The sequence below is a fragment of the Hansschlegelia zhihuaiae genome (assembly GCF_004103825.1).
In the GTDB taxonomy this organism is placed as follows: Bacteria; Pseudomonadota; Alphaproteobacteria; order Rhizobiales; family Methylopilaceae; genus Methylopila; species Methylopila zhihuaiae.
This window is the reverse complement of record NZ_RYFI01000012.1, coordinates 26,631-49,056: the sequence shown is the minus strand read 5'-3', so window position 1 is coordinate 49,056 and position 22,426 is coordinate 26,631. Positions and strand designations below refer to the sequence as shown.

Below are 22,426 nucleotides of genomic sequence, written 5' to 3'. Positions count from 1 at the left end.
CGATGGCCGCAGGACCCACCGGCGTCGCCGTCGCCCGCAGCCCCTACGCGCTCCGCCGCGCGGTCGTCGCGCTCGCCGCCTGCGCGGTGCTCTGGCAGCTCGGCGCGCGCCTCGACGACTGGACCGGGGTCGGGGCGCCGGGCGTCGGGGCGCTGCCGTCGCCGGTCGAGGTCGCGATGGCGGCCGGCCGCGTGGTGGTCGAGCCGGGGTACTGGATTAGCTCGGCGCTCAGCTTCGTGCGCGTCATGGGCGGCTTCCTGATCGCGCTCGCCGCCGCCGTGCCGCTCGGCCTGCTGTTCGCCACCAACCGAACCTTCCGGGCGATCGCCTTTCCGGTGTTCGAGGTGATCCGGCCGATCCCGCCGCTCGCCTGGGTGCCTGCGGCCATCATCTTCTGGCCGACGCAGGAAGCTGCGATAACCTTCATCACCTTCCTGGGCGCGTTCTTCACCATCACCATCAACGTGCTCTCGGGCGCGCTGTCGATCGATCCGCGCTTTGTCGAGGCGGCGCGCTCGCTTGGGGCCTCGCGCATGACGGTGTTCCGCCGCATCGTGCTGCCCGCGACGGCGCCGTCGATCGTGGTCGCCTCGTCGATCGCGATCGGCCTGTCCTGGGAGGTCGTGGTCGCCGCCGAGATCATCTCGGGCTCCTCGGCGATGGGCTCCAACAGCGGCGGCCTCGGCCACTTCATCTGGGCCTCCTATCTGGGCGGATCCTACGACGACATCATCGTGGGCATGATCAGCATCGGGATCGCGGGCTATCTGTGCAGCGCGGCGGTCCGCAAGGCGGGCGCGCTCCTCACCCCTTGGATCAACGCGCGATGAGCGCCGTCGCGGAACGCAGAGCCTCGGACCAGACGGCCGCGCCGCGCGGCCGGATCGATCTTCACCGCGTCGCCAAGACCTACGGCCAGGGCCGGCTGGCCAAGACGGTCATGGAGGACTGCAGCCTCACGATCGAACCCGGACGGCTCAATGTGGTGATCGGGCCATCGGGTTGCGGGAAGTCGACCCTGCTGCGGCTGATTGCGGGATTCGACCAGCCGGACGCTGGCGCCGTCACGGCTGACGGCTCGCCGGTCCGCGGACCGGCGTCCGACCGGCTCATGGTCTTCCAAGAATCCGCGCTGTTCGACTGGATGACGGTTTACGAGAACGTCGCCTTCGCGCTGCGCGCGGCCGGCCGTGGCTCCCGCGATATCGCGCCGCTCGCGAAGGACGTTCTGGAGCGGGTCGGCCTCGCGGCGTTCAAGGAGAAATATCCGGGCCAGCTCTCCGGCGGCATGCAGCGCCGCGTCGAGCTCGCGCGCGCCTTGATCAACGATCCCGCCGTGATGCTGCTGGACGAGCCGTTCCGCGGCCTCGACGCCATGACGAGGGGGCTGATGCAGGAGTATTTCCTGCGGCTTTACGCCGACAATCCGCGCACCGTCGTGTTCGTCACCACCGAGATCGACGAAGCGATCCTCATCGCGGATCGTTTGATCATCCTGTCGAACGTGCCGGCGCGCGTGCGATGGTTGGTGGAGATCGACCTGCCTCGTCCTCGCACGGTCGCCACGCTCTACGAGGATGACCGGGCGAACGACATCAAGCGCGAGGCGATCGAAGTTCTCCACGAGGAGGCGATGAAGTCATTTCGAGGCGCGTTTCGTGAGCGCGCTTCCAAAGAAGCGGTGACCGCTGGCTCCAAGTAGGCCGCCCAGCCCTGTGGGGAGCGGCGCACCACTCAGTCAGCCGCATCTACGCGCCGATTCCACGTTCTCGAAGAATCGCGACCACCGCTTCCATGAGGCGACCTCCTGCGCGGGCTGTTCGAGATCGCCGTCCGGCGACCGCGGTCCTGCCCTTGAGGCCCATTTCCGGCGTCCCTTGCTCCCGCGGCTCAGGAGCGCTCGTCAAAGTCGTCGTAGATCAGCTCGCGGAGCCGCCGTCTGAGAGCGATGTAGTCGGCGTGGTCCTCGTCGCGCGGCCGCTCGAGCCCGATCTCGACGACGTCTTTCACGCGGCCGGGCCGGCGCGACAGCACGACCACCTTGTCGGCGAGCTTGATCGCCTCGTCGATGCTGTGGGTGACCAGCATCACGGTCTTGGGCTCGCGCCGCCAGATGCGCACCAGTTCGTCCTGCATCGCGCCGCGCGTCTGGGCGTCGAGCGCCGCGAAGGGCTCGTCCATCAGCAAGACCTCGGGACACACCGCGAGCGCCCGGGCGATGGCGACGCGCTGGCGCATGCCGCCGGAGAGTTGGCGCGGATACTTGGTCTCGAAGCCCTGCAAGCCGACGAGGTCGACATAGGTCCGCCGCGCCTCCTCGCGCTCCTGCTGGGGCAGCTTCTTCATCTCGAGGCCGAACTCGATGTTCTCGGCCACGTTCATCCAGGGGAACAGCGCATATTCCTGGAAGATCATGGTGTTGCGCCAGCCCGGCCGCGACACCGGCTCGCCTCCGATCGACACCTCGCCGAAGGTCGGGCGCTCGAAGCCGGCGACCATGTTGAGAAGCGTGGTCTTGCCGCAGCCGGAATGGCCGAGAATGGCGCAGAAGGCGTGGTCCGGAATGTCGAGGCTGACGTCCCGGAGCGCCACCACGGCGCCCTCCGACGCCGGGTCGCCGTAGATCTTGCTGACGTTTTCGATCGATAGTCGTCCCATGGGGCCGGCCTCGCTTGGCGCTTCACTTGGCGTTCGAAACCGACCACGGCAGCAGCTTCCGGGTCGCGAACCGCAGCAGCATGTCGATGACAAGTCCGACGAAGCCGATCGTGATCATGCCGACCACGATGATGTCGGTCCTGAGCACGCTCCGCGCGTCGTTGATCATGAAGCCGAGACCGGAGCTCGCGCCGACGAGCTCGGCGGCGACCAGCGCCATCCAGCCGACGCCGAGGCCGACCCGCACCCCGGTCACGATCTGCGGCAGCGCGGCCTTGAGGACGACGCGCTTGATGACCTTCCACTCGCCGGCCCCCAGACTCCGCGCCGCGCGCACGAGCACCGGCTCGACCTTGGCGACCCCGTCGATCGTGTTGATCAGGATCGGGAAGAACATGCCGAGAAAGATGATGAACTGGTTCTGCGCGTCGCCGATGCCGAACCACAGGATGCTGAGCGGGATCCAGGCGAGCGGCGGGATCGGCCGCAGCACCTCGACGATGGGGTCGAGCTGGGCGTGGATCGGTCGAAACCAGCCCATCAGCAGTCCGAGAGGAACGGCCGCGAGCGCGAACAGGAACGCGACCGCCTCGCGCTTCAGGCTGGCGAGCAGATGGAAGCCGAGCTCGCCCGACCGGATGAGTTCGACCGCGGTCGTGAACACCTGCGTCGGCGGCGGCATCAGCGTCGCCAGGTAGGGATCGGAACGCGGCAGCCAGACGCTCGCCACGAACTCCCAGAGCAGGATCAGTCCGACGAGCGCCGCGAGGTTCGGCAACCGGAACAGCGCCCGGAGAAGCCAATGCCTCGCCGGATCGGGCGCCGTCACGACGGACGGCCCGGCGAGGGCGGCTGGAAGGGGGCGCGCCTCATGGAGCGAAGGACTTGCCGTCGAATGACCATGCCCGCGTCAGATCGCCGGCTTCCGGCCAGATCTGAGGCTCTTTCAGCGTCTCGGCATTGGGATAGGGCGGATAAGGAAGCTTGCCGATCTCGCCTTTCCAGTCCGCCGGGATGAACGGCGGCGCCTTGGGGATGGTCCAGCCCAGCTTCTCATACGTCTTGCGCATGAAGCGGTCGTCGAACGAGTTCGCGTAGTCCTCGGCGGTCAGGGGCCGCCGGATGCGGTTGCGGTCCTTCAGCCACTTGGCGATGCGGGCGTCCTCCTCGCCCCAGAACTTCGCGTGCGGGAAGCTGTAGGTCGGCTTGTAGAGGTTGTTGTAGGTCCTGACCTGTTTCACCAGCAGGTCACGCCCGTAATTCTTGAGCAGCGGCTCGGCGGCCAGCATGTCGGCCGCCTCGTCGGGCTTGAGACGGATCCAGAGCGAGGCCTCCATGAAGGCGTCGCTGATCGCCTGCGCGACGTCGGGCGCCTCGTCGATGATCTCCTGCCGTACGTAAAAGCGCCCCTCGTAGAAATTGTATGGGAAGATCGTGTCGATCTCCTTCCCGGCCTTGCGCTCCTCGGTGATGATGGTGACCGTCGGCTCCCAGGGCGCGACCGCCGCGACGCCGCGCGGCAGCGTGATCTGCTCGGAGGGCGGCATGTTCTTCAGCACGACGTCCGTGCCGATCTTCAGCCCGACCGTCTCGGCGGCCTGCGTGAAGTAGAACTCGCTCGACGAGCCGGTGACGATGCCGATCACCGCCGGCGGATTGCTGCCTTTGAGGTCGGCCAGCGATTTCAGCGGGCTGTCTTTCGGCGCGACGGTCGAGTGCTTCAGGTTAGGCGCGACGACCGCGAGCGCCTTGACCGGCAAGCCGCGGTCGATCAGCGACGTGAACGGGAAATTGCCGCCATTGCCCACCTGGACGCGGCCGGACGCGACCGCCTCATTGACGTCCGGGCCGGACGCGAAGGCCTGGAACTTGGTCTCGAGGCCGCGTTTCTGCAGCATGTCGGTCTTCGACAGCACGACGTTGATCGTGTTCTGGCCCGAGAACGGGCCCTGCCAGCCGAAGGTCAGCGGCCACCAGCCCTTCTCCTTCAGCCAGTCGACCGACTTCTGTGAGACCTTCTCATAGGGCTGCGGCCAGCCCCATTGCGTGAAGCCGCCGCCCTGCGCGACGGCCGGCGCGGCGAACGCGCCGGCGAAGCTGAACGCTATGAGCGCGGCCAGGACCGCGCGGCGAACATGATGGGTCATCCCCGTTTCCTCCCGGCGACATGATCTTGTTTTCGTTGGCGGTCATGCGATCCAGGCTTTCGGATCAGGCTCCTTCCGGCTCGATGACGAACAGCACGGCGCCGTATTCGACGAGCTCGCCATTGGCGGCGCCGATCTCGGCGATCGTGCCTGCGACTTCCGCATGCAGCGTGGTGAAGAGCTTCATCACCTCGATCACGCAGAGCGGCTGGCCCACCGTGACCCGATCGCCGAGATCGACGAAAGGCGGCGCCTCCGGTGACGGGGCCCGATAGAACGTTCCGACCATCGGAGCGCGCATCTCGCGACCCGCGCCGCCCGCGGCTGCTGGAGCGCCAGGCGGGGCCGCCGGCGAAGGCTCGCCGCTGGCGGGCGCCTGAGCGACTGCGGCCTGGCGGGCCGGCTCGGCCGGCCGCGCGGATAGGGCGGCGTCTCCCGCTCCACGACGCCTCAGCGACAGCTTGAGCTCGGCGGTCTCCAGCACGAAATCGTCGCACGCGCTGGCGTCGATGATCTTGATCAGTTCCGCGACCTGGTCGTAGCGCAGGCTCATTCTTCGCCTCCCCGACGCTTCTTACGTTCGTTGGCGCCCTGCGCGGTCCAGTCCCCGAAGGTCGCGCCAAGCTGCGCCGCGGCTTCGCGCAGCAGCGGCGCGCAGCCGCGAGCCTGTTCGATCGACATGCGCGCCACCGGGGCGGACACCGCAAGCCCGGCGACGACCTTGCCGTTCGGCGTGCGGACCGGCACCGCGGCGCACACCACGCCGGCCAGGAACTCCTGATTGTCGATCGAGAGGTCCTCGGCCCGGATGCGCGCGAGTTCGTCCTCGAGCGCGGCCGGATCGGTGACGGTGTTCTCGGTGTAGCGGTGCAGCGACGTGAGGCTGAGCAATCGGCGGCGCTGGGCGGTAGGCGTCGCGCTCAGGAACAGCTTGCCCATCGAGGTGCAGTGAAGCGGCACGCGCGAGCCCGGCTCGAAGCGCAGCCCGAACGGCCACTTGGCCTCGACGCGGTCGAGATACATCAGGTGGCCGCCGACCCGGATGCCGAAATTGCAGGTCTCGCCGATCTCCTTCGAGACAGCCTCGAGGATCGCGCGGCGTGGCGCGGTCCGGGCCGAGATCGCCACCACGCCGAAGCCGAGCCGCACGAGCCGCTCGCCGGGCGCATACTTCCGGACGCCCGGCTCGCGCTGAAGAAAGCCCTCGCTCTCGAGCATGTGGACGATGCGGTGCGCGGTCGGTTGGGGGACGTTCAGGAGCGCGCTCAGTTCGGAGACGCTCAGGGGCCGCTCCACCTGGGCGATGCATTCGAGAAACGCGAAATGCTTCAACGCCGTCGCGCCGCCGAGCGCCTCGTCGAGGCGCACGACGGAGCCGCCCTTCGCGGCGGCGGGCTCGGGATCGGTGGGTTGGGATGCGCCGCGTTTCGCCATCAAACTATCAAATGCCGATACGAAAAAACTTCCAATATGAATTTTCGGATCATAATGAAAGAGTGAACTGGCTCGAAAAGAGGCCCGAGGGAGTGAAACGCGTCCTCATCGCAAACCGGGGCGAGATCGCGCTCAGGGCGGCCAGGACCTGCCGCAAGCTCGGACTGGAGAGCGTCGCGGTCTATTCGTCCGCCGACGTCAACGCGCCGCATGTCTGGGCGGCCGACCGGGCGGTGTGCATCGGTCCTCCGCCCCCGAAGGCGAGCTATCTCAAGTCCGACGCGCTGCTCGAAGTGGCGCGGGCGACCGGATGCGACGCGGTCTATCCGGGATACGGGTTCCTGTCCGAGAAGGCCGACTTCGCGGTCGCCTGCGCCGATGCGGGCGTCGTCTTCGTCGGCCCGAGCGCCGAGGCGATCGCCACGATGGGCGACAAGGTCGCGGCGCGACGCGCCGCGGCGGCGCTCGGCGTCCCCGTGGTCCCCGGCTCGGAGACCGGCTTCGTGCGTGCCGAGGACGCCGAACCGCTCGCGCTCGAGATCGGTTTTCCGCTGCTCCTCAAGGCGAGCGGCGGCGGCGGCGGGCGCGGCATGCGGGTCGCAGCCCACGCCGGGGAGTTCCGCGCCCAGTTCGAGCAGGCGACCGCCGAGGCCGACGCGGCCTTTGGCCAGGCGGACGTCTATCTCGAGCGCTTCTTCCCGCGCGTCCGGCACATCGAGATCCAGATCTTCGGCGACCGCCACGGCGCCGCCGTGCATCTGTGGGAGCGCGATTGCAGCGTCCAGCGCCGACATCAGAAGCTCGTGGAGGAGGCACCGTCCCCGGCGCTGCGCCCGGAGACGCGCCGCCGCATGGCGGACGCCGCGCTTTCGCTGGTCCGGGCGCTCCGTTACGAGGGGGCCGGGACGGTCGAATTCATCTACGACGTCGAGACGGCTGAGTTCTTCTTCATCGAGATGAACACCCGCATCCAGGTCGAGCATCCGGTGACCGAGATGCTGACCGGGACCGACCTCGTGGCCGAGCAGTTCCGCGTCGCCGCCGGCGAGCCGCTGTCGTTCGGAGCCTTCCCCGAACCGGACGGCCGCTACGCGATCGAGTTCCGCATCAACGCCGAGGACGCCGCCCGCAACTTCCAGCCGGCTCCCGGGACCCTGACGCGCTGGCGGCCTCCGACCGGCGCCGGCGTGCGGCTCGACAGCCATGTCTACGAGACCTATCGCATCCCGCCCTTCTACGACTCGATGCTCGGCAAGCTGATCGTGACGGCCGAGAGCCGGGCCAGGGCGATCGAGACCGCGCGCGGCGCGCTGGCGCGCTTCGAGGTCGCGGGCGCGCCGACCACGATCCCGTTCCACGCCGCGCTCATCGGAACACGCGCCTTCGCCGAGGCGACGGTCCATACGCGCTGGGTCGAGACCGAATTCCAGACCATGGAGGCGGCCGCGTGAGCCAGAAAACCGTCAGGCTGATCGACGTCACGCTGCGCGACGCGCATCAGTGCCTCTGGGCGACGCGCATGACGACCGCGATGATGGCCGACATCGCGCCGCGGCTCGACCGGGCGGGCTTCGAGGCGATCGACCTCGCGGGCGGCGCGGTGTTCGACGTCTGCGTCCGCTACCTGCGCGAGGACCCGTGGGAGCGCATGCGCATCCTCAGCCAGTGGGTCACGCGGACCCCGCTGATTGTGATGACGCGCAGCCAGAGCCTCTTCACCTTCGAATTCTTCCCCGACGACATCGTGGCGCTGACCGCCGAGCGGATCTTCGCGAACGGGGTGCGCTACCACACCCCCTACGACGCGCTGAACGACATGCGGAACATGCAGGTGCCTGTCCGCGCGGCGAAGCAGGTCGGGCTTTATGTGGCGGGAGGCGTCGTCTACACGCTGAGCCCCGTCCACACCGACGAGTATTTCGCAAGAAAAACCAAAGAGCTGATCGCTCTCGGCGTCGACGCCATCTACATCAAGGACGCAAGCGGCCTGCTCACTCCCGAGCGCATCGAGACGCTCGCGCCCGCGATCAAACGCGTCTGCGGGGAGCTGCCGCTGCAGATCCACACGCACTGCCTGACCGGGCTCGCGCCCTATGTCGTGACGCGCGCCGTCGAGCTCGGCGTCGACGTCGTCCACACCGCGACCTCGACGCTCGCCAACGGCGCCTCGCATCCCGCGACCGAGCATTTCGTGGCGAACGCCCGCCGGCGCGGCTTCGACGTTCCGATCGATCTGACGGCGGTCGAGGAGGTCGCCGAGCGCTTGCGCTACATCGCTCGGCGCGAGGACAAGCCGCTTGGCGACATCGTCGAGTACGACGCCTTCCACTACGAGCATCAGATGCCCGGCGGCATGATCTCGAACATCAAGTCGCAGCTCGCGGCCATCGGGCTCGAGAACAAGCTGCCGGCCGTGCTCGAAGAGGCCGCTCGGGTCAGGGCCGAGCTTGGCTACCCGATCATCGTCAGCCCCTTCGCCCAGTTCGTCATGACCCAGTCGGTGCTGAACGTCATGGGCAAGGAGCGTTACGCGACCGTCCCCGACGAGGTGCGAAAATACGTGCTCGGCCATTATGGCGAGATCGCCGGGCCTGTGGACCAGAACGTGTTCGACCGCGTCACGCGGGGCGAGGCGCCGAACACGGAGCGTCCCGGCGACCTGCTCGAGCCTGCGATCCCGCGGCTGAAGCGCGAGCGCGGCCCCTTCGCGTCCGACGACGACCTCCTGCTCGCCGCGTTCTACGCGGAAAGCGAGGTCAAGGCGCTGCGCGCCGCCGGCCCGATCAGGACCGACTATCCGCTCGCCGAGACGCCGCTCGCGACGCTCCTGAAGGAGATCGCGCTGCGGCCCGACATCGCCTCCTTCCATCTCATCGAACGGGCCGCGTGAGCCCGTCAAAGGTCACGACATGAGCGAGCCCGTCATCATCACCGTCGCGATCACCGGCGCGCTGCCGCGGAAGATCGACTCCCCCGCGGTCCCGGTGACGCCGAGCGAGCAGATCGAGTCGACCCATGAGGCCTACGAGGCGGGCGCGACGCTCGCCCACATCCATGTGCGCGACGCCAACCAGAATCCGAGCTCGGACCCGGACCTGTTCGCCGCCGTGCAGGAGGGCGTGCGCAAGCATTGCCCGGGCATGATCGTCCAGCACTCGACCGGCGGGCGCGGCCGCGAGCAGCGCGAGCGCGGCCGCTGCGTCGCGCTGAAGCCCGACATGGCGTCGCTGTCGACCGGCTCGGTCAACTTCCCGAACCAGATCTACGAGAACCCGCCGCAGCTGGTGGAAGGCCTCGCCCAGAGCATGCTCGATCATGGCGTGAAGCCCGAGATCGAGGTGTTCGACTCGGCGATGCTCTACAACGCCAAGAACCTCCTCGACCGCGGCCTGCTGAAGGCGCCGCCCCATGTCCAGTTCGTGATGGGCGTGCCGAACGCGCTGCCCGCCCGACGCAGGATGCTCGAATTCCTCGTCTCCGAGCTCAAGGAGCTGATGCCTGACGCAACCTGGACGGGCGCGGGAATCGGCCGCCACCAGCTCGAGATGAACGAATGGTGCCTCGAGCTCGGCGGCCACTGCCGCACCGGGCTCGAAGACAATCTGCGCTTCGACAAGAATCGTCTCGCCAAGAGCAACGCGGAGCTGGTCGCGCGCGTCGCCGAGATGTCGGCGCGCTTCGGTCGCCGGCCGGCGACGCCCCAGGAGGCGCGGCGGATTCTGTCGCTCGCGGCATAGACAAAGATCGGGGGAGCAGCCGATGAGCGACGCGAGCGAGATGGACGAGGCCCCGCCTTCGATCAGGAAGGTCGCCTTCGCGAGCGCGATCGGCGCGACCATCGAGTGGTACGATTTCTTCCTCTATGGCGTGGTGACGCCGCTCGTCTTCAACAAGCTGTTCTTTCCGAACTTCGATCCGGTCGTCGGGACGATGCTGGCCTACACGACCTTCTTCGTCGGCTTCGTGTCGCGTCCCGTCGGCGGCGTCATCTTCGGCCATTTCGGCGACCGTTTCGGGCGCAAGAACGTGCTCGTGCTGACGCTGCTGATCATGGGCGTCGCGACCTGCCTGATCGGCGTGCTGCCGACCTACGAGTCGATCGGCGTCTGGGCGCCGGCGCTGCTGCTGCTTCTGCGCATCTTCCAGGGCCTCGGCATCGGCGGCGAATGGGGCGGCGCTGTGCTGATGGCGGTCGAGCACGCGCCCGAGAACCGCCGCGGCTTCTACGGCAGCTGGCCGCAGATCGGCGTGCCGGCGGGCCTGCTGCTCAGCGCCGGCGCGGTCTCGCTGCTGTCCTTCCTGCCCGACGAGCAGTTCTTGAGCTGGGGGTGGCGCGTCGCCTTTCTGATCAGCGCGGCGCTGCTCGCGGTCGGCCTCTATGTCCGGCTCAAGGTGCTCGAAACCCCCGCCTTCGCGCGGATCAAGGAGCGGGGCGAAGAGGCGGCCGTGCCGTTCCTCGCGCTGCTCAAGCATCATCCGCGCAACGTGCTGCTCGGCCTCGGCGCCCGCTACATCGAGGGCGTCACGTTCAACATCTTCGGCGTCTTCATCATCGCCTATGTCACGACCGCGCTCGCCCTGCCGCGGCAGACCGCGCTGCTCGGCGTCATCATCGCCTCCGCCCTGATGATTGTCATGCTGCCGATCTGCGGCCTGCTGTCCGACCGCTTCGGCCGCCGCGCGGTCTTCATCGCCGGCTCGCTCTCGATCGGGGCGCTGACCTTCCCGGCCTTCTGGCTGATGCAGACCAGAGAGCCGGAGATGATCTGGCTCGCGATCGCGCTGCCCTTCGCGTTCTGCTACCCGCTCGTCTACGGGCCTCAGGCGGCGCTGTTCTCGGAGCTGTTCGACACGCGGGTGCGCTACAGCGGCGTGTCGTTCGTCTACCAGTTCTCCGGAATCTTCGCGAGCGGACTGACCCCCCTCATCGCGACGGAGCTTCTGCGCGTCGGCGACAAGCAGCCCTGGCTCATCTGCTCTTACGTGCTGGGCGTGAGCCTCGTCAGCGCGGTCTGCGTCTTCATGATGCAGGAGACGCACCGGCGCGACATGGCGGTCGACGACGCTCGCGCCGCGCCCGGCGGCGCGCCGGGTTCTTAGGCGTGGATCTCGGATTGAAGGATCGCGTCGCCGTCGTCACCGGCGGCGCTGCCGGCATCGGCGCCGCGATCGCGGAGACGCTGGCTCTGGAAGGCTGCCGGGTCTGGATCGCGGACCGGGATTTCGACGCCGCCGGTCGGACCGCCGCCGCCCTGCCCGACGGAACCTCTGACCGGGCCGTCCGGCTCGACGTCGCCGAAGCGGTCGGCGTGGAGGAGGCGTTTCAGGAGATCCTGCGCGCAGAGAAGCGGCTCGACGTCGTGGTCTGCAATGCCGGCGTGCTGCGCACGCAGAGCTTCGTGGAGTCGTCCGCCGCGGACTGGGAGGCGGTCTCGGCCGTCAACCTCACGGGCGTGTTGAATTGCTGCCGCGCCGCCTCCAGGCCGATGCTGGCCGCGGGCCGGGGTCGCATCGTCAATATAGCGTCGATCTCCGCGGCGCGGGGCGGCGGTTCGGTCGGCAACGTGCTCTACGGGACGAGCAAGGCGGGCGTCGTGGCGTTGACGCTCGGGCTCGCCCGCGAGTTCGGCCCATCCGGCGTGACCGTGAACGCGATCGCGCCCGCCATCGCCGAAACCGCGATGACGCGTGAGAGCCTGACCGAGGAGACGCGGGCGCGCATCGTCGCGCGCGTGCCGCTGCGGCGCCTGGCGACGCCGTCGGACATCGCGGACGCGGTGGCGTTCCTTGCCTCCGATCGCGCGAGCTTCATCACCGGCGCCGTGCTGCCGGTCGACGGCGGGCTTCTGACCACGTGAGCGTCCCATGCCGTCGCAAGGCGGCAGTCAGCTCAGTCGCAGGCCGACCCGTAGCGGTCATGAGCTCGATCCCGGCTCCGACGGTCCCTACCGCCGCGGGTGCTCGCTCTTGTCGCCAAGATGTCGCTCATTGAATGACCGCAAAATCCAGCGTCGACCGTCGGCGACGAACTGCGACGCTCCCAGGGCGGTTGCGTCGACACGACCGAACGAGGTGGCCGGGGCCCCAAGGACTGCAATGAGGCTGGCCTTGACGAATGACGCCGGCGCGACAGCGACCGACATTCCCCTCAGCGCGCGGATTTCGGTGAGCCAATTGCCGACTCGATTGAGCAGATGCGCGATAGTTTCGCCGCCGTGGGGAGCAGAAAACGGGTCGTCGACCCACAGCTGGACCGCATCCGGTTGGGAGGTGGCGAGGTCGTCCAACGAACGTCCACGCCACGAGCCGTAGTCGACCTCGGCGAGCGCCTGCTGAAGCGTTGGGTCGAGGCCGAGCGCAGCCGCGCTCCTTCGCGTCATCGCGTCGGGCCCGCACCATGTCCGATCCGCCGCCCGGAGACGCGGGTCTGCGACGCCGATGCGCGCGATGGCGGTCTCGTCCAGACTTTCGGCGCCGGGGAACACCGGACGCCGCAGCCTGGCGGCGCAGATAAGTGTGAGCCTGTGCATCGAGCCGAATGTTCGGGCCATGCCGACCTTGCGTCGAGCGGCCTGGTTACGATGGTCGGAACTGCCGCTCCTTGCTCCGGCTCGTCTTCCGTCGGGTGGCGGTGAAGGCCAAGCCCAGCCCAAGCATGGCCAGGAGCCCTCCCGCTCCGACGAAGCGGGTCGCCGGATCCGCGACGACGTCCGAGAAGGCCGGCCTGACGATCGCCGACGTGTTGAAGCCTTGGTCGCTCGACGAACAGATCGCGCCGGCTTCCGGCATGGCCTGTCGGCGCTGTTCGAGGCGCGAAAGAATGTCGGCCGCCGGCCCCTGGCTCGCCGGTTCCTTGGCCATCATTAGGAGCAGCGCCTTTGCGGCGGCGAGATAGGCGTGAGCGCAGGGGTTGAACGGGCTCTCCTCGCGCAAGACGCCGCCGGGCGCCAGCCCCCAGAAACAGTAGGCGAGCTGGACGTTGTAGTAATTGAGGAGCCGCCGGACCGGCCCGTCGCTCGCGGTCTGGACCTTCGCAAGCGAGACGATCTCCTGCAGGTGCTCGTCGATCAGCGCCATCTCGCCATGAGAGATCGCGGCGATCGCCAGCCCCGCTCCTCCCGCCGGCGACGCGCCGCCCGAATGGGCGAGCGCGAATGTCGGAGCCGTCAGCGACAGAACGAGCGCGACGACCTGAGCCAGACGCTCAGGCCGTTTGAACAGCCCGCTGAGGATCGAACCGGTCGTCATCGCGAGGCGGCCGCTCCGACGACCTTGCCCGGAACGCTTCTGTGACGGGCGCTGAACTCGGCGACCGCGCCAAAGCCAAGCCCGATGGACGCCCAGAGCACCGTCTGGACGCCGATCGACGCCACCCGGAAGTTCCAGAGCGCCCCGGGCGAGAAAGACGCCGGGATCTCCTCGATGTTCGGAAGGGCGGCGAACATCACGGTCATGATGGCGAGGTAGACGCCCGCCGCCACCGTGGCGCCGTTCCATCCGCCGAAGCGTTCCGAAAGGCGCCGGCCGAACATCGCCGCCGCGATCATCAGCGCGACCGAAAAGGCGAGCATCACGAAGAAGAGCTCCGTGCGCGCGACGATGGTGTCGGCGCTGCCGACCGCCGGCGGATTGGCCGGATATTTGAGCTGGGGGACGAGCACGATCGCCACATACCCAAGCGCTGCGATGACGGCCGCGACGGACCGCGAGCTGAGCCGCCCGAGCCGCCCGTCGGCGAAGGCGAAGGCGAGCGCCAACAGGCCCCCGATCGCTGCGCCGTAGACGAGCAGGCCGGTCAGGAGCCCGAAGCCCGCCTGGGTCTGCCGGCTCACGATCTCGGGCTCTTCGGCCGCGCCAGCCGCGGCGTGGCTCGGGTGCTCCTCGAAGGCGATCGCGTAGTCGACCCACGGTTCGCCGAAGGTCTTTGCGAAGCAGAAGGCGAGAAGGCCGGCGAGCACGCCGATCATCATGCCCCTTAGCAGGAGATTGCCGACCATCTCGCCCTCCTTCAGTGACAGGGGAAGCCGAGGAGGTGGCGGCCGTCGTGCACGAATTCGTGCACGTAGGATCCGCCGATCAGCGACGTCGCGCCTTCCTCGGCGCCGACGAAGTAGACGGCGAGGAGAAGCATGAGACTGGCGAAGACCGCCCAGGGCAGGATCGTTCCGACAGGGATCGGCTCTGCGCGGGACGTCGCCGGCGCGGTGGTTGCGAATGCGGCGTTGCTCATTGTCGAACTCCGGAATGTTGCGTTGCAGGTGACCACGCGAGCTCGCGCCGGTGGGCGACGCGAGTTTTGCGTCAGGAGGCGCCGGCGGTTCCCTTCGGCGCGAACTGGTGGATCTTCGCGGCGAGGAGGGCCGAGGCGTAGGCGAAGCAGGCCCCGATGATCATGGAGAAGGGCACGATCAGCAGCGCGTTCCGGCCGGAAGCCGAAAGCATGACGGCAGGCGTGAAGGCGTCGGCGTTCTGCGTGAGAAACGAGAACGTGCAGGCGTAGCCGTAGGTCACGGCCGGTATCGACGAGAACGCGGGGATATAGGCGGCGAGGATGTAGATCGCGATCGAGGCGGCGACGATCGTCGCGCCGAGCGCAGGCCCCGGGGCGACCGTCGCAAGAACCAGTCCGGCCGCCCAGGCGATGAATACGCCGAAGAGGTTCGAGACGATGGTCGTCCGGAACGCCGCGGCGTCGCCGCCCGAATGATAGAAACACGCCCAGGCCGCGAAGGCCGCCCAGATGAGGAAGGCGTCGGTCGCGAGGAACAGCCAGGTGCAGACGCCCCCGAGCAGGCCCACGCTGATGGCGAGAGGAATGATCATTGCGGTGCGCCTTTCCAGGCTGCGAGAGGGCAAGGTGCTCCCGTTCCGGCGCGCGCGCGGCGCGCCGGTTGGAAGAAGCCGGAGCGCCGAGCTCCGGTCGGTTCAGATCACTTCGTCGCGGGTCCGGCGCAGGAACTCTTCGGTCCGGCGATCAAGCTCGTCGGAATTGATCAGGCCCTTGTCGAGCGCGAGCTTCTCGAACGCCGCGAGCCACTGCTGGTAGTAGCTCCAGGTCTCGTCGCCGGGCTCATGGGTTTTGTCCCAATCGCCGATCGTGCTGATCAGGCTCTGGCGGAAGTCTTCGTACGGGTAGGACTTGGCCTCCGCGAGCGCGAGCACCATGCCGAAGGCGCGGCCCTGCCACGGCTCGTCGAACTTCAGGCTCTCGCAGTTCCGCGGAATGGCCTCGCGGCCGGTGAGCTCGTCGACATAGGCGTCCATGACTGTTCCTCCCGTCAGGCCGTCGCCAGGCCGAGACCCTGCATGGCCTCGGTCGAGACCAGGGCGGCGAGCTTCTCCTCGGTCCAGCCTTCAGTGCCGGCGGGACGCTCCGGGATCACGAAATAACGGACCTGCGCGCTCGAATCCCAGATCTCGATCTTGTGGTCGTCCGGCAGCGTCACGCCGAAGTCGGACAGGACGCCGCGCGGCTCGCGGACGACGCGGGCGCGGAACACCGGATCCTTGAACCAGTAAGGCGGAAGGCCGAGCAGCGGCCATGGCCAGCAGGAGCACAGCGTGCAGCAGACCACGTTATGCGTGCCCGGCTTGTTCTCGACGACCTTGAGGTTCTCTCCCTCGATGCCGTCGCGCATGCCGAGCTCCGCGATCGCCTTGTTGGCGTCGGCGAGCAGGCGGCCCTTGAAGGCCGGATCGGTCCAGGCCTTGGCCACGACCTTGGCGCCGTTGAACGGCCCCATTTCGTGTTCGAAGAAGTTGATGACCCGGTCGACAGTGTCGGTCCCGATGAGCCCCTTCTCACGGAACAGGGACTCCAGCGCCTTGGTGCGCGCGGCGTAGTAGCTCTCGCTTTCGCGAAGGTGGTGATGGTGGTCGTGGTCGTGATCGTCACTCATGGATCTGGCCTTGTTCGACGGATAGTATCCGCCTGCGTTCACTGGATGAGGTGATGTAAGGGGACCGGTTACGCCGCCTCGAGGTAGACCTCGAAGCAGTCGTTGTAGAGAACGTCCCCCTTGTCCGGGATGTCGTTCCACAGGTCGCGGGTCTTGAACTTGATGAGATAGACCGGCTGGGCGGTGCAGATGCCGTCGGTGGGCACATTGTCCGCGTAGAGATACGCGCCTTTGTAGACGGTCTCGACGACGCCGACCTTGTTGCGGAGGTAGCCGGGCAGCCGGGTGTGCACGACCGGCGGCATGTCCTTGACCCGCACAGTGTCGCCGACCTTGAAGATCGGGTTCACCGCGACGTCGCGATAGGGGTTGGCGCCCGTATAGAAGTAATTGATCACCTTCTCGGTGATATCGCCATTTCCGGCGTTCGGCTGCTTCGCCTCTGGATTGTCCAGATAGTATTTCGTTTTTTCCTCGAGCTCCTTCTCCGAGATATAGTTTTTGGAGACGAGGAAGTGGCACATGCCGCCCAGCCATTTGATATAATAGCGATACTTGAAGTAATCGAGCGGATTCATCGATTCCGCCAGGACGCGCAGGTCGGGCCAAGCCCAGATGCCCGTGCCCATCATGGTCGTGTGGACCGCGAAGAGCTGGGCCTCCCAGGGCTCCACGAACACGCGTTTTTCGACAGAGACGGGTCCGAGGTTTTCGATGCCCCCAAGGAAATGCTGGATTTTCACGCTGTAGCCTCCGCGGTCGATCGGCGCTGAACGGATCCCACCGGAGCCGCCGCCTCACTTGAAACAGGACTGCGGCCGAGCGCATTGGGCGCTGCCGGACGCAGGCGAGTAAAATCCAAGATGCCCGGCTCTCTTGCGGCGGTGCTTGCGACCGTCAGACGCAAAAAAGCCCGTCAGCATCTAGCTGCGGGCGACTGTGCCGAATTCCTATGATGAGCATGACTTGCGTCTACATGAGCAGCCTTGCTCGACGCATGAAATGAGATTGGCGGCGGCTCAAAAAACTGTCAAGCACATATTTTAACCCGATCTGCGCAGGACCTTGTCGTCTGTCGGCGCGATCGGCGCTTGACAAGTCGAACGCGTGGGTGGAGCCTAAGTGTTAGGCGCAGAGCAAAGCTGCTCAAATGAGCGCCAATTCTTCGAGAATATCATCGGCGCGAGCTTCTGCTCGCGTTAGGCAGCGACGCCCTCAAGCCTCACCGGCTCGAGGGCTTTTTTGTGCGACGCGCAATGACAAACCCGACGTTCCGCATCGGTCTGATGTTCTCGACGACCGGGCCTTACAGCACCGTGGCGTGCTCGATGCTGAACGGGGCGTTGCTCGCGGTCTCCGAAGTCAACAGGGGCGGCGGCGTCCGGCTTGAACCGGAGATCGTCAATCCGGAAGGCGACCTCGCGCGCTACGGATCTCTGAGTTCGAAGCTCCTGACAGGCGGCATCCGTCAAGTCGTCGGCTGCTACACCTCGTCGAGCCGGAAGGAAGTCATCCCCGTCTTCGAGAAGCACGATGGAATGCTCTGGTACCCGTCTCATTACGAGGGGTTCGAGAGCTCGGACAATGTCGTCTACACGGGCGCAGCGCCGAATCAGCACATCCTGCCGCTAATCGATCATTTGATGTCGTCTTTCGGGGACCGGGCCTTCTGCGTCGGCTCGAACTATATCTGGGCTTGGGAAAACAACCGGATCCTGCGTGAGGTCGTCGCCGCCCGAGGCGGCGTCGTGGTGGCGGAGCGCTATCTGTCGGTCGGCGAGACTGATTTCGACAAGACTGTCGATGCGATCCTGGCGGCCCGGCCGAGCTTCGTGTTCTCGTCCCTGATCGGCGTAAGCAATTACGTTTTCATCCGCAGGCTCCGCGAGGCCTGCCTTGCCCAGGGGATCGACCAGCCGTCGGTCATGCCGATCGCGAGCTGCAACCTCTCCGAGCCGGATCTCATCGATATCGGCCTCGGAGCGATGGACGGCCATATCAGCTCAAGCGTCTATTTCTCGTCGCTGGCGACCCCGGAGAACGACGCGTTCGTCGCGAACTACGCCGCCGCCTATCCGGACAAGCCATGGACGTCGGCTGACGGCGAAGCCTCGTACATCGCGGTGAAGCTCCTCGCGGCGGCGGTGGCGCAAGCCGGCTCCGACGAAGTCGGACCGGTGCGCCGGGCCCTGGCGAGCCAGCGTCTCAATGCGCCACAGGGCGAAGTTCTCGTCGATGGCGAAACGATGCACCTCCACCTGACGCCCAGAATTGGTCGTTCGCGCTCCGACGCGACCTTCGACGTGATCAGGCAGCAGCCCATAGCGATCCGACCGGACCCGTACCTTGTCCGGTTCAACGCGACAGACGCATGGGGCGCGCCCGCGTCCCGCCTGCGGGTGGTGAGCTCATGACCCCGGCGCTTCTCCAGAATTTTCGCGGCATGAACGCCACCATCTTCGCGTCTCGCGAAGGCGGAATCGACACCCTGGCGTCCGTGCTGACGAAGCTCGGCCTTGTCGTACACGGGCCGGCGCTTCCTTCGGTCGAGGGCGCCGTGCGCGTCGCGGACTTCGCGTTCGATCGTGACGTTCTTTTCATCGACGGCGATCTCGCCGCGGTGCTGTCGCCGGACCGGTTCGTCAACGGGCTGCCGCCCGCGGCCGTCATTGGACTTGTGGGCGTCGAAGCCCCGAGCCGCCTGAAGGCGCTAATGAACCAAGGCGCGACCGCCTTCCTGCGCAAACCGGTCTATGCCGGCGCTGTCTACACCACGCTCTTTCTCGGCGTGAACCAGTTCCTTCAGCGCAAGACCGTCCTGGACCAGCTCGGCGAGCATCGGGATCGGCGCCGACGGCGCCGGTTGGTGATCAAGACGATCGTCCGGATCATGGAGTTGCGCGCCGTCGACGACGACGAGGCGTACGCGATCCTGAGACGGGACAGCATGCGGAGCCGTCTCAGTCTCGAGGACTACTGCGAACAGCATCTCGCCTGCCGATCAGAGCCGACCGGAACTGCCCCGGACGCCGACGAACCGACGCTCGCGCGGCGCTGACGTTCACCGAAAACGACGACGCAGTCGCCTGACGCCCGTGGTCCGCACGGGGCGGCGTTCTTGCGCTTCAAGGACGACGGCTGCCACCGACGCCAGCCCGCCCTCCCCAACAGGAGACCGGTCAAATGAACTGGCTTGAAACATCGATCATGACCAAGCGCGGCCTGGCCAAGGGACAGCCCGGTCAGAGCTTTTCAATCACGGAGACCTCACAGGGCAAATACCATTACGTCTACGGCCCCTACGTGGAGCCCGTGCTGCGGGTTGATCCGGGAGCGGTGGTTTCCGCTGAAACCCACGACGCCATGGAAGGGCGGATCAAGACAGAGAGCGACAGCCCGAGCGCGATCCTGAACTTCCCCTTCCTCAATCCGCAGAACGGTCCGATCCACGTCAACGGCGCCGAGAAGGGCGACTGCCTCGCGGTCCACATCCAGAAGATCATCCCCCGCGGTCCGCAGCCTGTCGGCACGACATGCATCATGCCGGAGTTCGGCGGCCTCGTCGGCACTGGCGACACGGCGATCCTCAACCCGCCGCTGCCCGAGATCGTGAAGAAGGTCGAGGTCACGACGGAGAGGGGCGTGGTGTGGAACGAAAAGATCACCCTACCATACCAGCCCTTCATCGGGACGATCGGGACTTCGCCTGAGATCGAGGCGATCTCGTCGCTCGTCCCGGACTATTACGGCGGCAACATGGACCTGCCGGACGTCGCGCCGGGCGCGGTCATCTATCTTCCAGTCCACGCGCCAGGCGGGTTGCTCTACCTCGGCGACTGCCACGCAACGCAGGGCGACGGCGAAATCTGCGGTTTCGCAATCGAGCACCCGACCGTAACCACAATCCAGATCGACCTCATCAAGAACTGGACGTTTCGTTGGCCACGGCTCGAAACCGAAGGATCGATCATGACGATCGGATCAGCCCGCCCGATGGAGGACGCCGCAAGAATCGCCTACCGCGAGCTCGTCCGTTGGATGGCGGCCGATTACGGGTATGACGAACTGGACGCCTATATGCTGCTCACCCAGGCCGGTAAGCTGCGTGTCGGGAACATGGTGGATCCCAAATACACTTTGGGCGCTTCCGTATCAAAAACCTTGCTGGTTTAGAACGTCGAACAGCGTCGGCGAGGGCTCCTCGGCCCAGGCGGCAAAGCCCATGCTGACAGAGAAACTGCGCTGCCGAGCCGCCGAGCGATCGGCATGCTCGGCGCTTTGCATGGCGGTCGCGCTTCGGTAGCCCTTTGAGCGCTAGCTTACCTATTCGAAACTGCGACATGCAGGTCGTTCGTGCTTCTGGGTCTGTTTCTCCTTCTTTTCTGTCAGCTCATAGGCGAGGCGGCCGCGCGCGCCCTTGGCCTGCCGGTTCCAGGGCCGGTGATTGGCGTTCTGCTGCTGCTGTCGGCCCTGTTCGTCCGAAACCGTCTTGTCCGTGGCCGTGACGACGAGACCGTCGCCGATGATCGCCAGGGCGCGGTGGGCGAGGCCGCGGACGGGTTGCTGCGTCATCTCGGTTTGCTGTTCGTGCCCGCTGGCGTCGGGATCGCGCAGAGCTATCAGGCGCTCGACGGCCAACTGATCGCGGTGGCGGCCGCGCTGGTCGGCTCTACGGTCATCACCCTCATCGTCACGGTCGCGACCTTCCGGCTGGTGGCGCGGCGCCTGCACAAGGACGGGCGCCCATGACGAGCCCGACCCCGGAGCGGTTCTTCGAGCTGTGGGTCTTCCTCTCCACGAACCCGCTGCTGTGGCTCACCGTCACGATCGGGGTGTTCCTGGCCGCCCAGCGGCTCGCGGCGCTCGCGCGCTTCAATCCGCTCGTCAATCCGGTGCTGCTGTCGATCATCGCGATCGTCATCGTGCTGCGGCTCACCGAGACGGACTACCGGACCTATTTCGAAGGCGCGCAGTTCGTGCATTTCGCGCTCGGCCCCGCGACTGTCGCGCTGGGCGTCTCGCTCTACCGCAACCGCCATCTGGTGCGGCGCGACGCGCTTCCGATCGCAGCGGCGCTGCTGGTCGGCGCGCCGGTCGCGTGCCTGTCCGTGATCGGGCTCGCCACGCTCTGTGGCCTCGACGCCGGCATCGTGGCGGCGCTTGCGCCCAAGTCCGTGACGGTCAGCATCGCGCTCGGAATCGCGGAGCAGATCCGGGCGGATCCGGGCCTCACGGCCGTCTTCGCGATCTCGACCGGCGTCACGGGAGCGATCATCGTGACGCCGTTGATGAACGCGCTCCGGATCAAGGACTTCGCGGCCCGGGGCTTTGCGGCGGGGCTCGCCTCGCACGGCATCGGCACGGCGCGCGCGTTCCTGGTGAACGACGCTGCTGGCGCCTTTGCGGGGCTCGCCATGGCGCTGAACGCGGTCCTGACCGCGCTGATCGCCGCGCCGCTGATGAAGCTGCTCGGTCTCTAGAGATCGCCGTCCGATCAAGTCTGTTGGCCGCTGTCGCTCACTTGCCGCCGGTGACATCGAGGAACGTGTTGGTGACGAACGAAGCCTCGGCGCTCGCCAGCCACAGGATCGCGCGCGCTACCTCTACAGGCTGACCGCCTCTTCCCATGGGGATCGAGTCCTTGATGCGATCCACCCGTCCCGGCTCTCCGCCGCTCGCATGCATGTCGGTGTAGATGTGCCCAGGGCGAATGCAGGCGACGCGTATCCCCTCCCGCGCGACTTCCTTGGCGAAGCCGACAGAGAATGTCTCAAGGGCGCCCTTCGAGGCGGCGTAGTCGACATATTCGTTCGGACTGCCGAGCCGGGCCGACGCCGAGGAGATGTTGATCACGACGCCGCCCCGCCCGTTGTGACGATACGACATGCGCTTCGCCGCCTGCTGCGCACAGAGGATGGGGCCGATCGCGTTGACCGCGAAGATGCGCTGCAACCGCTCGAATTCGAGATCTTCCAGCCGGGACTGCCGTGCGATTATCGCCGCGTTGTTCACCAGCACGTCGATCCGGCCGAACGTCCGGTCGATCGCGGCGAACAACTGGGCGACCTGCTCCGGATCCGCGCTGTCTGCGCGCACGGCCAACGCCCGGCGCCCGACAGCCTCCACATCTGCCGCCACCGCAAGGGCGGCGGACTCGTTGGAGACGAAGCTGATCGCCACGTCGTAACCTCGTGCGGCGGCGAGCCGCGCAGTCGCCGCGCCGACGCCACGACCTCCGCCCGTGATCAGAATGAGCGGCGCCTCCGGGACGGTGTTCATCTAGCGAAC

At 67.0% G+C, this 22,426-nt stretch carries 27 protein-coding genes; 12 read left to right on the top strand and 15 right to left on the bottom strand.

Annotation, left to right across the window (positions count from 1 at the left end):
* The first annotated feature begins 2 nt into the window (after nucleotides 1-2).
* A complete protein-coding gene (locus EK403_RS13215) occupies nucleotides 3-830 on the top strand; it encodes an ABC transporter permease (protein WP_128777954.1) in 828 nt (275 codons plus the stop codon).
* Nucleotides 827-1,702 (top strand): ABC transporter ATP-binding protein, encoded by an 876-nt coding sequence (locus tag EK403_RS13210; RefSeq protein WP_128777953.1) that lies wholly within the window; start codon nucleotides 827-829, stop codon nucleotides 1,700-1,702. Before EK403_RS13215 ends, EK403_RS13210 begins: the two co-directional genes overlap by 4 nt.
* 188 nt (nucleotides 1,703-1,890) lie before the next feature.
* On the opposite strand, the gene EK403_RS13205 is transcribed toward EK403_RS13210, so the two are convergent.
* The 5 genes from EK403_RS13205 to EK403_RS13185 form a co-directional block, all read right to left on the bottom strand.
* Entirely contained in the window at nucleotides 1,891-2,658 is a 768-nt protein-coding gene (locus tag EK403_RS13205; protein WP_128777952.1) for an ABC transporter ATP-binding protein, read from the bottom strand.
* A gap of 22 nt (nucleotides 2,659-2,680) precedes the next feature.
* Nucleotides 2,681-3,487, bottom strand: coding sequence for an ABC transporter permease (locus EK403_RS13200; protein WP_128777951.1), 807 nt, complete (start codon nucleotides 3,485-3,487; stop codon nucleotides 2,681-2,683).
* Nucleotides 3,488-3,527: 40 nt separating this feature from the next.
* Nucleotides 3,528-4,805, bottom strand: a complete 1,278-nt coding sequence (locus tag EK403_RS13195; RefSeq protein WP_128777950.1) for an ABC transporter substrate-binding protein — start codon at nucleotides 4,803-4,805, stop codon at nucleotides 3,528-3,530.
* Nucleotides 4,806-4,869: 64 nt separating this feature from the next.
* The gene (accB, locus tag EK403_RS13190; RefSeq protein WP_128777949.1) at nucleotides 4,870-5,358 is read right to left on the bottom strand and encodes an acetyl-CoA carboxylase biotin carboxyl carrier protein; all 489 of its coding nucleotides are present in this window, start codon (nucleotides 5,356-5,358) and stop codon (nucleotides 4,870-4,872) included.
* Nucleotides 5,355-6,239 (bottom strand): IclR family transcriptional regulator, encoded by an 885-nt coding sequence (locus tag EK403_RS13185; RefSeq protein WP_128777948.1) that lies wholly within the window; start codon nucleotides 6,237-6,239, stop codon nucleotides 5,355-5,357. The genes accB and EK403_RS13185 overlap by 4 nt, the downstream gene beginning before the upstream one ends.
* A gap of 92 nt (nucleotides 6,240-6,331) precedes the next feature.
* Here EK403_RS13185 and EK403_RS13180 point away from each other — a divergent pair, with 92 nt between their 5' ends.
* Genes EK403_RS13180 through EK403_RS13160 form a run of 5 tightly spaced genes read left to right on the top strand, consistent with a single transcriptional unit; the run spans nucleotide 6,332 to nucleotide 12,097 of the window.
* Nucleotides 6,332-7,690, top strand: coding sequence for an acetyl-CoA carboxylase biotin carboxylase subunit (locus tag EK403_RS13180; protein WP_206659545.1), 1,359 nt, complete (start codon nucleotides 6,332-6,334; stop codon nucleotides 7,688-7,690).
* Nucleotides 7,687-9,129: a pyruvate carboxylase subunit B gene (locus tag EK403_RS13175; RefSeq protein WP_128777946.1), complete on the top strand. Its 1,443-nt coding sequence runs from the start codon at nucleotides 7,687-7,689 to the stop codon at nucleotides 9,127-9,129. The genes EK403_RS13180 and EK403_RS13175 overlap by 4 nt, the downstream gene beginning before the upstream one ends.
* A gap of 19 nt (nucleotides 9,130-9,148) precedes the next feature.
* Nucleotides 9,149-9,976: a 3-oxoadipate:acetyl-CoA acetyltransferase gene (locus tag EK403_RS13170; protein ID WP_128777945.1), complete on the top strand. Its 828-nt coding sequence runs from the start codon at nucleotides 9,149-9,151 to the stop codon at nucleotides 9,974-9,976.
* Between the two features lie 22 nt (nucleotides 9,977-9,998).
* On the top strand, nucleotides 9,999-11,339 hold the full coding sequence (locus EK403_RS13165) for an MFS transporter (RefSeq protein ID WP_245479685.1): 1,341 nt from the start codon (nucleotides 9,999-10,001) through the stop codon (nucleotides 11,337-11,339).
* A gap of 14 nt (nucleotides 11,340-11,353) precedes the next feature.
* On the top strand, nucleotides 11,354-12,097 hold the full coding sequence (locus EK403_RS13160) for an SDR family NAD(P)-dependent oxidoreductase (protein ID WP_164919597.1): 744 nt from the start codon (nucleotides 11,354-11,356) through the stop codon (nucleotides 12,095-12,097).
* Between the two features lie 87 nt (nucleotides 12,098-12,184).
* On the opposite strand, the gene EK403_RS13155 is transcribed toward EK403_RS13160, so the two are convergent.
* From EK403_RS13155 to nthB, 8 genes are all read right to left on the bottom strand, one after another.
* Nucleotides 12,185-12,790 carry a histidine phosphatase family protein gene (locus tag EK403_RS13155; protein WP_128777944.1) on the bottom strand — a complete coding sequence of 202 codons (606 nt, stop codon included), beginning with the start codon at nucleotides 12,788-12,790 and terminating at the stop codon, nucleotides 12,185-12,187.
* A gap of 25 nt (nucleotides 12,791-12,815) precedes the next feature.
* Complete coding sequence (locus EK403_RS13150) at nucleotides 12,816-13,487, bottom strand: hypothetical protein (protein ID WP_128777943.1); 672 nt, start codon at nucleotides 13,485-13,487, stop codon at nucleotides 12,816-12,818.
* Nucleotides 13,484-14,236, bottom strand: coding sequence for a CbtA family protein (locus tag EK403_RS13145; RefSeq protein ID WP_128777942.1), 753 nt, complete (start codon nucleotides 14,234-14,236; stop codon nucleotides 13,484-13,486). The genes EK403_RS13150 and EK403_RS13145 overlap by 4 nt, the downstream gene beginning before the upstream one ends.
* Nucleotides 14,237-14,247: 11 nt before the next feature.
* On the bottom strand, nucleotides 14,248-14,469 hold the full coding sequence (locus tag EK403_RS13140; protein ID WP_128777941.1) for a CbtB domain-containing protein: 222 nt from the start codon (nucleotides 14,467-14,469) through the stop codon (nucleotides 14,248-14,250).
* A 71-nt stretch (nucleotides 14,470-14,540) separates the two neighbouring features.
* Nucleotides 14,541-15,062, bottom strand: coding sequence for a DUF1097 domain-containing protein (locus EK403_RS13135; RefSeq protein ID WP_128777940.1), 522 nt, complete (start codon nucleotides 15,060-15,062; stop codon nucleotides 14,541-14,543).
* 102 nt (nucleotides 15,063-15,164) lie between these two features.
* The gene (locus tag EK403_RS13130) at nucleotides 15,165-15,503 is read right to left on the bottom strand and encodes a nitrile hydratase accessory protein (RefSeq protein ID WP_128777939.1); all 339 of its coding nucleotides are present in this window, start codon (nucleotides 15,501-15,503) and stop codon (nucleotides 15,165-15,167) included.
* Between the two features lie 14 nt (nucleotides 15,504-15,517).
* The gene (gene nthA, locus EK403_RS13125) at nucleotides 15,518-16,138 is read right to left on the bottom strand and encodes a nitrile hydratase subunit alpha (protein WP_128777938.1); all 621 of its coding nucleotides are present in this window, start codon (nucleotides 16,136-16,138) and stop codon (nucleotides 15,518-15,520) included.
* Between the two features lie 68 nt (nucleotides 16,139-16,206).
* Entirely contained in the window at nucleotides 16,207-16,881 is a 675-nt protein-coding gene (gene nthB, locus EK403_RS13120) for a nitrile hydratase subunit beta (protein ID WP_128777937.1), read from the bottom strand.
* A gap of 513 nt (nucleotides 16,882-17,394) precedes the next feature.
* Between nthB and EK403_RS13115 the strand changes: the two genes are divergently transcribed.
* The 3 genes from EK403_RS13115 (at nucleotide 17,395) to EK403_RS13105 (ending at nucleotide 20,311) form a co-directional block, all read left to right on the top strand.
* Nucleotides 17,395-18,552 carry a transporter substrate-binding domain-containing protein gene (locus EK403_RS13115; RefSeq protein WP_128777936.1) on the top strand — a complete coding sequence of 386 codons (1,158 nt, stop codon included), beginning with the start codon at nucleotides 17,395-17,397 and terminating at the stop codon, nucleotides 18,550-18,552.
* Entirely contained in the window at nucleotides 18,549-19,196 is a 648-nt protein-coding gene (locus EK403_RS13110; RefSeq protein WP_128777935.1) for an ANTAR domain-containing response regulator, read from the top strand. The genes EK403_RS13115 and EK403_RS13110 overlap by 4 nt, the downstream gene beginning before the upstream one ends.
* Before the next feature lie 125 nt (nucleotides 19,197-19,321).
* Nucleotides 19,322-20,311 (top strand): acetamidase/formamidase family protein, encoded by a 990-nt coding sequence (locus EK403_RS13105; RefSeq protein ID WP_128777934.1) that lies wholly within the window; start codon nucleotides 19,322-19,324, stop codon nucleotides 20,309-20,311.
* On the opposite strand, the gene EK403_RS23640 is transcribed toward EK403_RS13105, so the two are convergent.
* A complete protein-coding gene (locus EK403_RS23640) occupies nucleotides 20,291-20,422 on the bottom strand; it encodes a hypothetical protein (RefSeq protein ID WP_280986670.1) in 132 nt (43 codons plus the stop codon). The two genes, EK403_RS13105 and EK403_RS23640, sit on opposite strands and share 21 nt — an antisense overlap.
* Before the next feature lie 69 nt (nucleotides 20,423-20,491).
* Between EK403_RS23640 and EK403_RS13100 the strand changes: the two genes are divergently transcribed.
* Both EK403_RS13100 and EK403_RS13095 read left to right on the top strand, forming a co-directional pair.
* Nucleotides 20,492-20,887, top strand: a complete 396-nt coding sequence (locus tag EK403_RS13100; RefSeq protein WP_128777933.1) for a CidA/LrgA family protein — start codon at nucleotides 20,492-20,494, stop codon at nucleotides 20,885-20,887.
* On the top strand, nucleotides 20,884-21,618 hold the full coding sequence (locus EK403_RS13095; RefSeq protein WP_128777932.1) for an LrgB family protein: 735 nt from the start codon (nucleotides 20,884-20,886) through the stop codon (nucleotides 21,616-21,618). The genes EK403_RS13100 and EK403_RS13095 overlap by 4 nt, the downstream gene beginning before the upstream one ends.
* Before the next feature lie 37 nt (nucleotides 21,619-21,655).
* On the opposite strand, the gene EK403_RS13090 is transcribed toward EK403_RS13095, so the two are convergent.
* Entirely contained in the window at nucleotides 21,656-22,417 is a 762-nt protein-coding gene (locus EK403_RS13090; protein ID WP_128777931.1) for an SDR family oxidoreductase, read from the bottom strand.
* Between the last annotated feature and the right edge of the window lie 9 nt (nucleotides 22,418-22,426).